The organism is Pseudomonas sp. NPDC088890, from assembly GCF_044900155.1.
Lineage (GTDB): Bacteria > Pseudomonadota > Gammaproteobacteria > Pseudomonadales > Pseudomonadaceae > Aquipseudomonas > Aquipseudomonas urmiensis.
In genome coordinates, this window is the sequence record NZ_JBJDNG010000001.1 from 117,105 (window position 1) to 131,708 (window position 14,604).

14 protein-coding genes are annotated in these 14,604 nt (G+C 63.1%); 4 read left to right on the forward strand and 10 right to left on the reverse strand.

What is annotated here, in order from left to right; translation table 11 throughout:
• Positions 1-14 precede the first annotated feature (14 nt).
• From ACI2JX_RS00520 to minC, 7 genes are all read right to left on the reverse strand, one after another.
• Entirely contained in the window at positions 15-2,168 is a 2,154-nt protein-coding gene (locus ACI2JX_RS00520) for a mechanosensitive ion channel family protein (protein WP_404689127.1), read from the reverse strand.
• 44 nt (positions 2,169-2,212) lie between these two features.
• Positions 2,213-2,380, reverse strand: a complete 168-nt coding sequence (locus tag ACI2JX_RS00525; RefSeq protein ID WP_186554711.1) for a hypothetical protein — start codon at positions 2,378-2,380, stop codon at positions 2,213-2,215.
• A 181-nt stretch (positions 2,381-2,561) separates the two neighbouring features.
• Positions 2,562-3,851, reverse strand: a complete 1,290-nt coding sequence (locus ACI2JX_RS00530) for a M18 family aminopeptidase (protein WP_264235792.1) — start codon at positions 3,849-3,851, stop codon at positions 2,562-2,564.
• A 110-nt stretch (positions 3,852-3,961) separates the two neighbouring features.
• Complete coding sequence (locus ACI2JX_RS00535) at positions 3,962-4,597, reverse strand: RluA family pseudouridine synthase (protein ID WP_186554713.1); 636 nt, start codon at positions 4,595-4,597, stop codon at positions 3,962-3,964.
• A 187-nt stretch (positions 4,598-4,784) separates the two neighbouring features.
• A complete protein-coding gene (gene minE / locus ACI2JX_RS00540; RefSeq protein ID WP_119139657.1) occupies positions 4,785-5,039 on the reverse strand; it encodes a cell division topological specificity factor MinE in 255 nt (84 codons plus the stop codon).
• Between the two features lie 3 nt (positions 5,040-5,042).
• Positions 5,043-5,855 carry a septum site-determining protein MinD gene (minD, locus tag ACI2JX_RS00545; protein ID WP_186554714.1) on the reverse strand — a complete coding sequence of 271 codons (813 nt, stop codon included), beginning with the start codon at positions 5,853-5,855 and terminating at the stop codon, positions 5,043-5,045.
• Positions 5,856-5,953: 98 nt separating this feature from the next.
• Positions 5,954-6,706: a septum site-determining protein MinC gene (gene minC, locus ACI2JX_RS00550; protein WP_186554715.1), complete on the reverse strand. Its 753-nt coding sequence runs from the start codon at positions 6,704-6,706 to the stop codon at positions 5,954-5,956.
• Positions 6,707-6,817: 111 nt separating this feature from the next.
• On the opposite strand from minC, the gene ACI2JX_RS00555 reads away from it, so the two are divergent.
• Complete coding sequence (locus ACI2JX_RS00555) at positions 6,818-7,753, forward strand: lipid A biosynthesis lauroyl acyltransferase (RefSeq protein ID WP_186554716.1); 936 nt, start codon at positions 6,818-6,820, stop codon at positions 7,751-7,753.
• 129 nt (positions 7,754-7,882) lie between these two features.
• Complete coding sequence (locus tag ACI2JX_RS00560; RefSeq protein ID WP_404689128.1) at positions 7,883-9,025, forward strand: patatin-like phospholipase family protein; 1,143 nt, start codon at positions 7,883-7,885, stop codon at positions 9,023-9,025.
• A gap of 110 nt (positions 9,026-9,135) precedes the next feature.
• Here the strand turns inward: ACI2JX_RS00560 and ACI2JX_RS00565 are convergent, their stop codons facing one another.
• Positions 9,136-9,951, reverse strand: coding sequence for a VacJ family lipoprotein (locus tag ACI2JX_RS00565; protein WP_264235795.1), 816 nt, complete (start codon positions 9,949-9,951; stop codon positions 9,136-9,138).
• Positions 9,944-11,242 carry a serine/threonine protein kinase gene (locus ACI2JX_RS00570; protein ID WP_186554719.1) on the reverse strand — a complete coding sequence of 433 codons (1,299 nt, stop codon included), beginning with the start codon at positions 11,240-11,242 and terminating at the stop codon, positions 9,944-9,946. The genes ACI2JX_RS00565 and ACI2JX_RS00570 overlap by 8 nt, the downstream gene beginning before the upstream one ends.
• 232 nt (positions 11,243-11,474) lie before the next feature.
• Between ACI2JX_RS00570 and ACI2JX_RS00575 the strand changes: the two genes are divergently transcribed.
• Positions 11,475-11,852 (forward strand): hypothetical protein, encoded by a 378-nt coding sequence (locus ACI2JX_RS00575; RefSeq protein ID WP_264235797.1) that lies wholly within the window; start codon positions 11,475-11,477, stop codon positions 11,850-11,852.
• A gap of 123 nt (positions 11,853-11,975) precedes the next feature.
• On the opposite strand, the gene ACI2JX_RS00580 is transcribed toward ACI2JX_RS00575, so the two are convergent.
• Complete coding sequence (locus tag ACI2JX_RS00580; protein WP_368973309.1) at positions 11,976-13,535, reverse strand: beta (1-6) glucans synthase; 1,560 nt, start codon at positions 13,533-13,535, stop codon at positions 11,976-11,978.
• A 206-nt stretch (positions 13,536-13,741) separates the two neighbouring features.
• Here ACI2JX_RS00580 and ACI2JX_RS00585 point away from each other — a divergent pair, with 206 nt between their 5' ends.
• A complete protein-coding gene (locus ACI2JX_RS00585; RefSeq protein WP_186554722.1) occupies positions 13,742-14,590 on the forward strand; it encodes a glycine betaine ABC transporter substrate-binding protein in 849 nt (282 codons plus the stop codon).
• Positions 14,591-14,604: the final 14 nt, after the last annotated feature.

Here is a 14,604-nt window from a genome sequence, read left to right on the forward strand (position 1 = left end):
CCCGCGATGAGGCGTCACCCGGCAGCGCCAGTTTCGGTCAACCCACCACCCCCAGCCGTCACCACCTGCACCGACAGCCTAGGCATGGCCAAATCTACCCCAGCTTCATCCAACTGACGCTTGAGCGCCAGGTTGAACGCCCGCGACACTTCCCACTGCTTGATCGGCGCGGTCTTGAAGCGTGCGCGCAAGATCGCCTGGCCGGATTCGAAGCTTTCCACCCCTTGCAGTTCCAGCGGCGACCAGATGTTGCGGCGCATCAGCGGGTCGCTGCGCAGCTTTTGGCCCACCTCACGGATCAGCGTTATCGCCTCGTCGATGTTCATGCTGTGCGGGATCGCCACACGGAAAATGGCGTAGCCGAACTCGCGCGAGTAGTTCTTGATGCTTTTGATCTCGCTGAACGGGATGGTATGCACGATGCCGTCGATATCGCGCAGGCGCACGGTGCGGATGGTCAGGCCCTCGACCGTGCCCAGGTGGCCGCCGACATCGACGTAGTCATCGATGGCCAGCGAGTCTTCGATGATGATGAACAGGCCCGTGATCAAGTCGGCCACCAGCGACTGCGCGCCAAAACCAATGGCCAGGCCGATCACCCCGGCACCGGCCAGCAGTGGGGTCACGTTCATGCCCATGTTGGCCAGGGCGACGATCACCGCGATGATGAAAATGGCCACGAACAACACGTTGCGAATCAGCGGCATCATGGTCTGCGCGCGGGCGTTGGCCAGCCCGCGGCGCGAACGCACCAGCGCGTGGTGTACGGCGGTGTCGGCCAGGATCCACACCAGCCAGGCGGCGATCAGGGTGCCAGCCAGGCCCAGCAGGCGCAGGCTCACTTCATGCCCTTGGCCTTCGGCAAAGCCAATCATCGACAAGCCCCACACGCGCAGGCCCAGCTCGATGAACACCAACCAGATGAACAGGTGCACCAAGGCATAGCCGAAGTTCTTCAGGCGCTCGGTATACACCTCCTGGCGGCGATTGGCGCGCTTGGGGTTGGCGGCGTGGCGGCGCACCAGGCCATTGAGCACCATGCACACCACCACCAGCACGGTACACATCAGCGACTGGCGCAAGGCGGTGCTGGTGTCGCCGGCTGAGACGAAGGTGGCGAACAGCGAAATCGCCACCAGGATCAGTGCCGGGATGTACCAGAAACTGCCGAGGATCTCGATGGTGTCGCTCAAGGTGCGCCGGGTCAGGCGCCGCGACAGTGGCTGGTTGCGGATCAGGTGGGCGATCGGCCGGCGGAAACGCAGGATGAACAACCCGGTGCACAGCGCCGCCAACACATTCGTCAGGGTCGCCAGGGCATGCGCCAGGTGCGTGCCCAGGGCCGTGGTCAGGCGCGGGTCGTTCATCGCCTCGCCGAAGGCCGCGAAGCTGCCGATCAGCCACAGCGGGCGGAATGCTTGATGGCGCAGGATGTGCAAGGCGCGGTGGCGGTGCGGGCCGTCGAGCAGGGAGAAGGCGATCACGCAGATCGCCGAGAAACAGGTGCCGACCACCAGCGCATAGGCCAGCACCATCGCCATCGATTTACCCAGCGAGGAGGGCAGGGCAAAGCTCAGGTACACGGTGAACACCAGCGCCACCAGCCAGGGGCCGAGTTTGCGCAGGGCAAAGCGCACCAGATCCCAGGTGCGCGGGTGCTGGGGCAGTTCTTCACTCAGGCCGAAGCGCAGACGTACGCGATGGCCGATCCAGTTGAAGGCATAGGCCAGCAGGCTCCACACCGCGATGATGGCGATGAAGCCGAACAGGATCGCCGGCCATTGGTGCACCGGCACCATCAGTGAGGTCAGCTCGGCTTGGGCTTGCTCGATTTCCTGCGACCAGCGGCGAAACGGGCTGGCGTCACCGCTGAACTGGCTTTCCAGGTCGTGCAGGGCGCCGCCAATCAGGCCGAGCACGCCTTGTTCAGGGCTGGTCTGGGTCTCTTTGCTGGCGTCGCGCAGCTTCTTCAGGTCAGCCAGCAGCTTGCTCCGTTGCTGGTCGTTCTCAAGGTTCTTGATCACCTCGTCCAGCGACTTGGCCAACGGCTCGCTGGCTTGCGGCTGGGCAGGGGCGCTGGAGCCGAGTATCCCCGGCAGGCCGGCAGCGTGTACGGGCAGGGTGAACAGCAACAGCAGCAGGGTCAGGCAACGCAGGAGGGCAGGCACCGGGAAATCTACCTCAGGTCAAACGATTGACCGAGTGTAGAGGTTTATGTGGGCAGTTTCTCAAGGATCTTCCAGCACATGATGCCGAAAATGCCGAGCGTACCGACCCACATCATCACCACTCCGACATTACGCTCGCGCAGGCTGAAACCGATGGTCAGCAGCATCAGCAGGAGGAAGACCGGCAAGAACAGCGAGATGAACGGGGACATGGACAGAATCCTTCTGCTTTGGGGCCATGTAGTAAGCATAGCGGCTGGGGCGGGGTGGGGCTTGATCCGTGGCAGGTGTTTTGCCTGTACCTGCCCTGTCGCAGGGCAAGCCCGCTCCCACGCTTATGCACAGGCGGTCTGCGTGGGAGCGGACTTGCCCCGCGATGAGGGCGGTACTGACTCAGGGCAATTCGCGAGTGCGATAGAACGCCGTCAACACCTTCACCAGGTGCGCCAGGTCGTGGCTGCCACACAGCTCGCGGATCGAATGCATGGCAAAGGTCGGCAGGCCGATATCCACCGTGCGCACACCCAGGTGGCTGGCGGCGATCGGGCCTATGGTCGAGCCACAGCCCATGTCGCTGCGCACCACGAAGCTCTGCACCGGCACCTCTTCGGCCATGCACAAGTGGCGGAAGAAGCCCGCGGTCTCGCTGTTGGTGGCGTAACGCTGGTTGTTGTTGACCTTGATCACTGGCCCGGCATTGAGTTTGGGTCCATGGTTGCCGTCGTGCTTGTCGGCATAGTTGGGGTGCACGCCATGGGCGTTGTCGGCCGAAACCATCAGCGAGCGCTGGATGGTGCGCACATACTCGTCGCCATCGGGCAGCAGACGCTGCAAGGTCTGTTCGAGCATCGGCCCGTCGGCGCCGCAGGCCGAGCACGAGCCGACCTCTTCGTGGTCGGTGCACACCAGCACGCAGGTTTCGTCACTGTCCGAGGCCAGCATCGCTTGCAGGCCGGCGTAGCACGACAGCAGGTTGTCCAGGCGGGCACCGGCGATGAAGTCAGCGTTCAGGCCGATCAGTGCGGCGTCCTGGGTGTCGTAGAAGCTCAGCTCGTAATCGAGCACCACGTCGGCGTTCAGCTCGTGCTCACGGGCCAACTGCTCGGTGAGCAAGGCGCGGAAGTCGACCCGCTCATCACCGGCCACCTGGGCGATGATCGGTGGCAATTCGAGCTGCGGATTGATCGGCCAGCCTTCGTTGGCGGTGCGGTTGAGGTGAATGGCCAGGTTGGGAATGATCGCGATGGGCAGCTTGAAATCGACCAGCTGGCTTTCCACCTTGCCATCCCGGCGGAAGGTGACCCGGCCTGCCAGCGACAGGTCGCGGTCGAACCAAGGTGCGAGCAGCGCGCCGCCGTACACTTCCACGCCCAATTGCAGAAAACCATGGCGCTGCAGCTCAGGTTGCGGCTTGACCCGCAGGCACGGGCTGTCGGTGTGGGCGCCGACCATACGGATGCCACTGAGCAGCGGCGAGTGCTTGCCGAGCTTGATAGCGATGATCGAGGAGTCGTTTCGGGTTACGTAGTAGCGCCCGCCAGGCACCGTGGCCCAGCTGTCGCGCTCATCCAGGCGCTGGTAGCCGCCGGCTTCGAGGCGCTGGGCCAGGCTGGCGGTGGCGTGGAAGGGCGTCGGGGAGGCCTTGAGAAATTCGATCAGGCCCTGGTTCAAAGCATCGCGCATAAGTCACTCCAGACAGCAGTGGCGCGAGTTTAGCGTAATTGCCCGGGAATTTGTGTCGGTGCCATCGCGGGGCAAGCCCGCTCCCACGAATCCGCGATGGACCTATGGCTTCAGAATGGTGCCGGGCACTCGAACTTCAGGCGCTGCCCGCTTACCGGGTGGGTGAAGCTCAGCATCGAGGCATGCAAGCACAGCCGCTCATGGGCCGCCAGCGCCTCGGGATTGGCATACAAACGATCACCCAGCAGCGGATGGCCAATCGATAGCATATGCACCCGCAACTGGTGCGAGCGCCCGGTGATTGGCGTCAGCTCGACGCGGCAATAGTCGCCACAGCGCTCGACGATGCGCCAGAAGGTCAGCGCATGCTTGCCCTGTTCATGGTCCACCACATGCCGCGGCTTGGTCGGCGGGTCGTAGCGCAGCGGCAGGTCGATGCTGCCGCTGTCCAGCGCGGGTTGGCCCCAGCACAGCGCGGTGTAGGCCTTCTCGGTCTCGCGGTCGTGGAACTGGCGTGACAGCTCGCGGTGGCTGTCGGCATCGCGTGCGAGCAGGATGATCCCCGAGGTTTCCCAATCCAGCCGGTGCACGATGAGTGCGTCGGGGTAGCCATTTTGCTGCAGGCGGGTGATCAGGCAGTCCTTGTTGTCTTCGGCACGGCCAGGCACCGAGAGCAGCAGGGTCGGCTTGTTGACCACCAGGATGGCGGCGTCTTCATGGAGGATCTGCACGTTCGACAGCGGCATTACGTGTTCTCTGCAAATGCCAACGGCGCCTGCGGACTGGGAGTGGCTGCGTGGGAGGAGGCTTGCCCGGCGATTACCCGACCCGCTGCAACTGAGTTGCTTGGTCTGGCGTAATCGCGGGGTAAGCCCGCTTCCACGAGCCACCTGCAAGTCAGCAGGCGCCGTGGCGATTACCCGAAAGCGTGAATCAACGCTCGGGCAGGGTGATGTTCAGCTCGAGGATCGAGCAGCTGCCTTGGTTTTCCAGGGCAACCACCACGTCATCGTTACCGATATTGACGTACTTGCGGATCACCTCGACCAGCTCCTTCTGCAAGGCGGGCAGGTAGTCCGGCGTAGTGCGCTGGCCGCGCTCGTGCGCCACGATGATCTGTAGACGCTCTTTCGCTACCGACGCGCTGGTCTGTTTTTGTCTGCCACGAAAGAAGTCAAAAAGGTTCATGGTTTATTTGCTCCCGAAAAGGCGCTCGAAGAATCCCTTCTTCTGTACATCGATGAACCGAAGTTCTTTCTCTTGGCCCAGCAGGCGGTCGACAGTGTCACTGTACGCCTGGCCGGCATCGCTCTGGTCGTCCAGGATAACCGGGACGCCTTGGTTGGAGGCCTTGAGCACGGCCTGGGACTCAGGAATCACACCCTTGAGCTTGATCGCCAGGATCTCTTCGACGTCGGCGATGCTGAGCATTTCGCCGTTGTTGACGCGCTCAGGGTTGTAGCGGGTGATCAGCAGGTGTTCCTTGATCGGCTCTTCGCCGCGCTCGGCGCGGCGCGACTTGCTCGACAGCAGGCCGAGCATACGGTCGGAGTCACGTACCGAGGACACTTCAGGGTTGGTCACCACGATCGCTTCGTCAGCGAAGTACATGGCCAGGTGGGCACCTTTCTCGATACCGGCTGGCGAGTCGCAGATGACGTAGTCGAAATCCTTGGCCAGCTCTTCGATGACCTTTTCCACGCCTTCGAGGGTCAGCGCGTCTTTGTCGCGGGTCTGGCTGGCCGCCAGGACGAACAGGTTTTCCAGGCGCTTGTCCTTGATCAGGGCTTGCTGCAGGTTGGCTTCGCCGTTGACCACGTTGACGAAGTCGTACACCACGCGGCGCTCGCAACCCATGATCAGGTCGAGGTTACGCAGGCCCACGTCGAAGTCGACGATGACAGTCTTTTTGCCGCGCAGAGCGAGGCCAGTACCGATGGCGGCGCTGGTGGTGGTCTTGCCCACACCCCCTTTGCCGGAAGTAACCACGAGAATCTTGGCCAAGGTGTTTCACCCCTAAAAATAATCGGGACGCGAGTCCCAGCAAATACACAAAATGGCAACGAGGAAAAAGTTGCTCTAAAAATGCCGGCAAGTATCCGTTAAAGACGGGTGATGTTCAACACATCGCCGGACAGGCTGACCTGCACGCCGGCCCCCCACAACGGGTCGCGTCGAAGGTCTTCGCAGACACGGTACTGACCCGCGATGGACACCAGCTCTGCGGTCATCTGCTGGCAGAAGATACGCGCCTTGGTGTTGCCCTTGATGCCTGCCAGGGCGCGGCCGCGCATGGCACCGTACACATGGATGTTGCCATCGGCGAGAAGTTCCGCACCGGGGCTGACCGAGGCGGTCACCACCAGGTCGCCGCCTTGAGCATAGATCTGTTGGCCGCCACGCACCGGGGTGGTGATGATCCGGGTCGGACGGATTTCTGGCTCCGCGGGCGGCGCAGGCACTGGCTCGGGCTTCTTCACCTCAGGTTCGGGCTCCAGCGGCCGCTCACGGGCGCCGGAGGGCGGCAGCACAGGCAGGTCGATGGCGATCGCCGCGGCGATGTCCTCGATGCGGCTGGCGCGAATGGCCAGGGTGCGCAGGCCATGATGGCGGCAGACGCGCATCAGCCCAGGCAAATCGATCGCCCCTTCGTCGGCGGGCAGCTTGTCCAGCGCCAGCACCAGCGGGGTATTGCTGAAGAAATTCGGCGCCTGGGCCACTTTCGCCGCCAGTTGCCGGTCGAGGGACTCGAGGTCGTTGCGCGCCAGTTCCAATACGGTAATGGCAAGCATGCTGCCTTTGAGCTGGAACACGGGGGCGCTTTCGGGGGTCTGGTTTAGGCTCATGGTCTGCATAGACGGCTTGTTGCTCAAAAAGTGCCCTGACTTATAACGAGAACGCCGGTTGCCCGCAACCGGCGGCGATCCGTTGTAGAATGCTCGGCCCTTGTCTTGCCGGAAGCTTCAATGGAACGCCCGCGTTTTCGTCCGTATTTTCTCCACCCGCGATTCTGGGGCCTGTGGCTGGGCCTTGGGCTGCTGTGGCTGACCGTCCAGCTGCCGTATCGCGCGCTGCTGTGGCTCGGCCGCGCCTTGGGTGCGCTGATGTACCGGGTGGCCGGCGAGCGTCGGCGGATTGCCGCGCGCAACCTGGAGTTGTGCTTCCCGGAGCTGTCCGCCGACCAACGGCGGCATTTGCTCAAGGAAAACTTCGCCTCCACCGGCATCGCCTTCTTCGAAATGGCCATGAGCTGGTGGTGGCCTAAGGCCCGGTTGGCGCGTTTGGCGCATATCGAAGGCCTCGAGCATTTGCAGGCAGCACAACGCGATGGCCAAGGGGCGATCCTGATGGCCGTGCATTTCACCACCCTGGAAATTGGCGCGGCGCTGCTCGGCCAGGTACATACCATCGACGGTATGTACCGCGAGCACGGCAACCCGCTGTTCGACTTCATCCAGCGCAGCGGCCGTGAGCGGCATAACCTCGATTCACTGGCGGTGGAGCGTGAGGATGTGCGTGGCATGCTCAAGCTGCTGCGCAGCGGCCGTGCGATCTGGTATGCACCGGATCAGGACTACGGCGCCAAGCAGAGCCTGTTCGTGCCGCTGTTCGGCATCCCGGCAGCGACGGTGACCGCCACTACCAAGTTCGCCCGCTTGGGCAAAGCACGGGTGATTCCGTTTACCCAGCGGCGGTTGGACGATGGCAGTGGTTATCGCCTGGTCATTCATCCGCCGCTGGACGACTTCCCGGGCGAGAGCGAAGAGGCCGATTGCCTGCGCATCAACCAGTGGGTCGAAGGTGTGCTGCGCGAGTGCCCCGAGCAGTACCTGTGGGCGCACCGGCGCTTCAAATCGCGGCCTGAGGGTGCGCCGCGGCTGTATGACAAGAAGAAGCGCTGATTGCAGGGTGTCAGTGATGGCCTCTTCGCGGGCAAGCCCGCTCCCACAGGGATCGTGAAAACCCTGTGGGAGCGGGCTTGCCCGCGAAGAGGCCATCACTGAAGCACCAATGATTCCAGGGAGGACCACATGACCCCAACCACCGGCCTGATCCTCTCTGGCGGCGGCGCCCGCGCCGCCTATCAGGTCGGCGTATTGGCTGGGATCGCCGAGTTGTTGCCCCCCGGCGCGGCCAATCCCTTCCCGGTCATCGTCGGCACCTCGGCCGGCGCCATCAATGCCGTGACCCTGGCCAGCGGCGCCACCCGCTTTGGCGAATCGGTACAGCGCTTGACCCATTTCTGGCAGAACTTTCGCAGCCACCTGGTGCTGCGCAGCGATTGGCCCGGGGTCATTCGCCAAGCCAGCCGCTTCGTCAGCCACAGCCTGCTAGGCATAGGCGGCCAGCTGCCGGTGGCGCTGCTCGACAGCAGCCCGCTGCGCGGCCTGTTGCAAGCGCACCTGGACCTGGACGGCATCGCCCATTCCTTGGCCAGCGAGCAGCTGCGCGCGGTGGCCATCACCGCCTTTGGCTACGACTCCGGGCAAGCGGTGACGTTCTATCAGGGCCGCGACACCATCGAGCCCTGGCTGCGCCATCGGCGCATTGGCCGGCCCACGGCGCTGACGGTCGAGCACCTGCTGGCCAGCTCGGCGATCCCGCTGCTGTTCGCTCCGGTCAAACTGGGCGAGGAGTATTTTGGCGATGGCGCAGTGCGCCAGTCGGCACCGATCAGCCCAGCCTTGCACCTGGGCTCCAGTCGGGTGCTGGTCGTCGGGGTCAGTGGCAACCCGCAGCGGCCGGCGCCGCCCTTGCCGACCCAGCGGGTGTTTAGCGGTCAGCAGCCCAGCCTGGCGCAGATTGGTGGGCACATGCTCAACAGCACCTTCATTGACAGCCTGGAAGATGACATCGAGCTGCTGCAGCGGCTCAATCACCTCAGCCACCTGTTGCCCGCGCACCTGGACGCGCGGCGCTTGGGGTTGGCGCCGATCGAGGTGCTGGTGGTGGCGCCAAGTCAGCCATTGGATGAGATTGCGGCGCGCCACCGGCGTGAATTGCCGGCGGCGCTGCGCATGTTCTTGCGTGGGCCGGGGGCGACCCGCACAAGCGGGGCAGGGGTGTTGAGTTATCTATTGTTCGAGGCGAGCTATTGCAGCGAGCTGATTGAACTGGGGCGCAACGACGCCCTGGCCAAGCGCCGCGAGCTGGGGCAGTTTCTGGGATTGTGATGCTGGCAGGGACCGGCCCTATCGCGGGGCAAGCCCGCTCCTACGCAGCCTTCGTTCGACCAGCACGTGGGAGCGGGCTTGCCCCGCGATAGGGCCGGTATTGACCCTCCCTACTCAGCAATCTGCAACTTGCGCGCCTGGGTATACACGTAGCGTACTTTCTCGTACTCGAACGGTGAGTTCAGCTGCCCATAGCGGAAGGCCGTGGTATAGCGCTTATCCACCGCCCTGACGAAGAAAATCTCCGGATGATCGGTGCTGGCCTCGGCCACATTGAGGAAGTTGATCGCCTGCTCGCCAGCATAATCCACCACCACCCCGGTGGTATCGCGCAGGTTCGACGGTCCCAGGATCGGCAGCATGATGTACGGCCCATCGGGCACGCCATAGAAGCCCAGGGTCTGGCCAAAGTCTTCGCTCTGGCGGGGCAGGCCCATCTTGGTCGCCGGGTCCCACAGGCCGCCGACCCCGATGATGGTGTTGAACATCAACCGCGCGGTGATCTCCGCCGAGCGCTTGCCCTTGAGCTGGAACACGCTGTTGAACAGGTTGGGCACATCACCCAGGTTGTTGAAGAAGTTGCTCACCCCGGTGCGCAAGAAGCGCGGGGTGATGGCGGTGTAGCCCTTGACCGCTGGTAGCAGCACCCACTGGTCGAAGCGATAGTTGAAGTGATAGATGCGCCGGTTCATCGACTCCAGCGGGTCGTAGACGTTGAGCGCAGTCAGGGTCGAGCGTTCGAATTCACGCTGGTCGAGCCCAGGGTTGAATTTCAGCGCGCGCATCGGATCGAGAAAGCCATCGCTTTCTGCTTGGGGGGTAACCACCGGGTCGGCTTCGATCACGCTGGTGCGCGGCGCGATCTCCGCCGCCATGGCATGGCCGGCAGCGAACAGGGCGGTGACGAGCAGCAGTCTTTTAACCACGGAAGAACTCCAGCATGGCGTCGCTGTTGACGCGGTAATTGAGGTTGCCGCAATGGCCGCCGTGCGGGTACAGGGTCAGGCGATCGCCAAACACCTTGCGCAGAAAACCGATATCGCCAGGGCCGAGGATGACGTCGTCGGCGTTGTGCATGACCTCGATTTTCGGCGTGTTGTGCAGGTAATCGGCCAGGGCATACAGGCTGACCTGATCGACCAGCTGCAGGACGCTGCCGCCATCGGTGCGGGCCCGCCACATGGGGATGACTTGCTCGGTCAGGTAGCACTCGAAGTCGCATTGCAAGGCGCGCTTGAACCACGGGGTCAGGGTGCTGCCTTCGGTGATCGGCTGTTTCGGTGGGGTGATCAGGCCGCGGCGATTGATCAGGTCGGAGGTAAACGCGATATCGGCCGCCGAGAAGCGGAACGAAGTGCCGATCAGCATCGCCATCTGCTCGTTGGACAGGTGCTGGCGCGACTTCTGGAAGTCGTACAGCAGGGCGTCATTGAGGTCGATGTAGCCCTTTTCCTGGAAGTACAGCGTGAGCTTTTCCAGCATCAACTCATAGAAGGTGGTGCTGCGGTCGATGCCCTTGACCTGGGTCTGCACCAGTTTGTCCAGGTTGCTGACCGAGGTATAGAGATTGACCGGCGGATTGAGCAGCAGCACCCGCTTGAAGTTGAAGCTGCGCCGGGTTTCATCCAGGTGGCTGACGAACGCCGCATCCAGTGCGCCCAGGCTGTAGCCGGTGAGGTAGAAGTCGCTGACTGGCAAGCGCGGATGCTGGGCGCGTACCGCCTGCATGACCCGGTACAGGTCCTCGGCGTCCTCTGAAGTGATGCCGGGGGTGGCGAAGCGCGAGGCGGCGCTCATGAAGTCCCAGCTGGTCGGTGACGACAGCTGCACGACGTGGAAGCCTTCCTGGTAGTAGAGCTTCTTCAGGTATTCGTTGATGGTGCTGGAGTAGGGGGCGCCGGTGCCGGCGATGATGAACATCAGCGGCGCCTCGCGGTCCTGGCGGGCCAGGCGGTACTTGAGCTTTTTCACTGGCCAGAAATTGTCGGGCAGGGTGAAGGCGCGCTCCGGGCGCAGGTTCAGGCTGTAGTCGGCTTGAGTGATGTCTTCGTCACTGGGCAGGGTCGGCCGTTGTTCGGGCGGAGTGGTAGCAATGGTCGCCTCGAACGGGTTGGTCAAGGGAAAGCCGTAGCTTGCGGCGTCGATGTCCCGCGCCGAGGCGGCCGCAGCCAGTAGCAGGCCACCCAGTAGGGCGGCGAGGCGCATTGATCGAAGCATTGAATCCCCCAGAAAAAATCAGCAAGGCGGTGCGATACCCAGGCTCTGACAATGGCGGCCTGTACAAAGTTGCCCAGTGCACGGTTGTCCGTCACGCTGGATATTGCCGCGCCTTACACCAGCGCGGCAACGGTGCTTCTGTGCAACATAGCTGGTGGCGCGCGTTCTTGCCTTGCACAGATGTTGCACAGGGTTATGCTTGCGCACTGTTATTACCACCCCGGAGATCGTCATGCCCCGTTCAATGTCCGTTATTGTCTTGCTGCTGTGCTTGGCGTTATGGCTGGCGGCGAGCTATGGCGTGCGTTATGGGCTGATGGAGGATGCCCAGTGGGTGGGGCTGTGCGGCGTGCCGGGGGAGTTTTGGCAATGCCAGCTGCGCTCGCTGCTGGGGTTGGCGATTCATTTTCAGGTGATTGCCTGGGCCGGGCTGGGCTTGGCGCTGTTGGCGCAGCTGCTGGCGGGGCGGGCCGGATGGATTCTGGCGGCGCTGGCATTGCTGTTCGGGATCCCGGCACTAGTGCTGTACACCGCTAGCATTGCGGTGTTTGCGGTGGTGTTGGCCGGGTTGCGGTTGGTGCGTCAGCCAGTGCCGAGCAAGCTCGGTTAAGCGGAGACTGCGCAGCCCTCATCGCGGGGCAAGCCCGCTCCCACGCAGTTTATCCATGCAGGTCATGACGAGTTATCCATGCAGGTCATGGCGTGGGAGCGGGCTTGCCCCGCGATAGCAGGCTCAAACCTTGCGCAGACTTCGCCATAACGCTGCAGTCATCAAAACACTGACCCCCGCCCAGACCCAAGCCTGCTGATTGTGCAACCCTTCCCGAAACAACTGCGGCGCAACCCCTGCGCCCACGATAAACGCCAGCAATGCCACCTCAGCCCGCCGCGCTGGCACGGGTCGCAGCAGATAGACCAAAGCGGGTAGCAGCAACGCCGCACTGGGAAAACTGCGATAGCGCGGATCAACCACCATCGCCAACATGCTCACCGCCGCAGCGAACCCTGCCGCCAGTAGCCACCAGCCAGCCCGCGCCTCAAGCCAGGTGAACAGCCGCTGGCGCCAGCCGTTACGCTGCGCCAAGGTCAGCGCAGCATGCGCCAGCACCAGCAGATTCAGCCCTGCCAGCAACACCGCCCACAGCCACTCGCCAGCAAACCGCGCGTTGGTGCGCATCAGCTCGCCCCATAGCCCCAGACTGCCGGCGCCTATCGCTGCCAACAACGGCAGCAACAAGGCCGCACGCGGATCGGCCGGCCGACCAGCCAGTAGCAGCACCGCGATCAGCAACGACACACTCGCCAGCAACCACTGCGGCCACAGCGCCAGGTTACTCACCGGCCCTTCCAGCACACCTTTGTCCTGGCGATCGGCGTCATACAGCCCCCAGTAACCACCCACTGCGCCCTCGCTGGCGCGCTTCCACGGTTGGTCGAAGGCTTCGATCAGGTTGTAGCTCCAGCCATTGCGCTCGGCCATGGCGACAAAACCACGAATGAACAGTGCTTCATTGACCCGGCTCGGCACTGCCGTCTCGCGCTGGCGCCCCTCGCTGGGCCAGCCGGTTTCGCCGATCATCACGTCCTTGGGCGCAAAACGTGTGCCGAACACCCGCCGTACCTCGGCGACATGCGCCAGGGCCTGGTCGATCCCGCTGGGGTCATCTTCCCAGTAGGGCAGCAGGTGGATGGTCAGAAAGTCCACCGCAGGTGCCACTTGTGGGTGCTGCAACCAGAACTCCCAGACATCGGCATAGGTCACCGGCACCGTCACACGACTTTTCACCCGGGCGATCAGTTCAGCCAAGCGATCTCCCGTAACTTCCTTGCGCAGCAGCGCCTCGTTGCCGACGATCACCGCCGTGACCACATCCGGGTTGGCGTTGGCCGAGGCGATCAGCAGCTCGACTTCCTTGTCGGTGTCGGCGACGTTGGCATTGACCCAGGCGCCGATCATCAGCTTCAGCCCATGCTTGCGCGCCAACGCCGGAATCGCCTCAAGACCGGTCATCGAATAGGTGCGGATGCACTGAAAGCGCTCAGCCAGCAGCGCCAGGTCGGCGTCCATGCGCGCCGGGCGCAGGCGGAACGGCTGGTCGAACGGGGATTGGTCTTTATCGAACGGGGTGTAGGAGGCGCATTGCAGTTTATGCGTGGGGCTGGCCGCATCGGGCAGCAGCACCGGCTTGCCCAGCCCGTACCAGAGCGCCCCGAGCCCGAGCAAGGCGAGCAGGCAGGCGAGGAGGTAAAGGGGCAGTAGCAAGCGGGCGGAACTGGGCATCAGGCGGTCCATCGTCAGGCGCAAAGGGCTAGATGATAGCCGCAAATGCCCGGCGCCAATGCATTGGCATGCAAGGATCGCGCAGGGCAGGGCGGGCCGATGACGCTAATGGCCAAGTGCTGTCGCATCTGGTTGGGGTGGAGGTCGCTGATAGAGCAGGTCGACCTGTGTGGCAGGTTGATGATGCAATCTCCAAGACCTGACGAGGGGATGCTTTGATGAATATGCGACGTTTCCTGGGCGTGGGATCCGCCCTGGTGTTGGCCATGAGCGCTGCGCAGGCAATGGCCAAAGAAGTGAGCATTGGTTACGTAGATGGTTGGGCCGACAGTGTGGCGACCACTAACGTGGCCGCCGAAGTAATCAAGCAGAAGCTCGGTTATGACGTGAAACTGCAGGCGGTGGCCGCCGGCATCATGTGGCAGGGGGTTGCCACCGGCAAACTCGACGCCATGCTCTCGGCCTGGCTGCCGGTTACCCATGGTGAGTACTGGACCAAGAACAAGGACAAGGTGGTCGACTACGGCCCCAACTTCAAGGATGCCAAGATTGGCCTGATCGTCCCTGAGTACGTCAAAGCCACCAGCATCGAAGACCTCAAGACCGACGACACCTTCAAGCAGAAGATCGTCGGTATCGACGCCGGCTCCGGGGTGATGATCAAGACCGAACAGGCCATCAAGGACTACGACCTGACGGGTTACAAGTTGCAGGCCAGCTCCGGCGCGGGCATGACCGCCGAACTGGGCCGGGCCTATCCCAAGCAGCAGTCGATCGCGGTGACCGGTTGGGTGCCGCATTGGATGTTCGCCAAATGGAAACTCAAGTTCCTGGAAGACCCTAAGGGCGTGTATGGCGCGGCTGAGACCGTCAACAGCATTGGTAGCAAGGAGCTGGACAAGAAGGCGCCGGAAGTGGCGGCATTCCTGAAGAAATTCCAGTGGCAGTCCAAGGATGAGATCGGTGAGGTGATGCTGGCGATTCAAGATGGTGCCAAGCCTGACCAGGCGGCCAAGGACTGGGTGGCCAAGCATCCGGAGCGGGTGGCCGAGTGGACTGGCAAATGAGGGAGTAAGGCTCA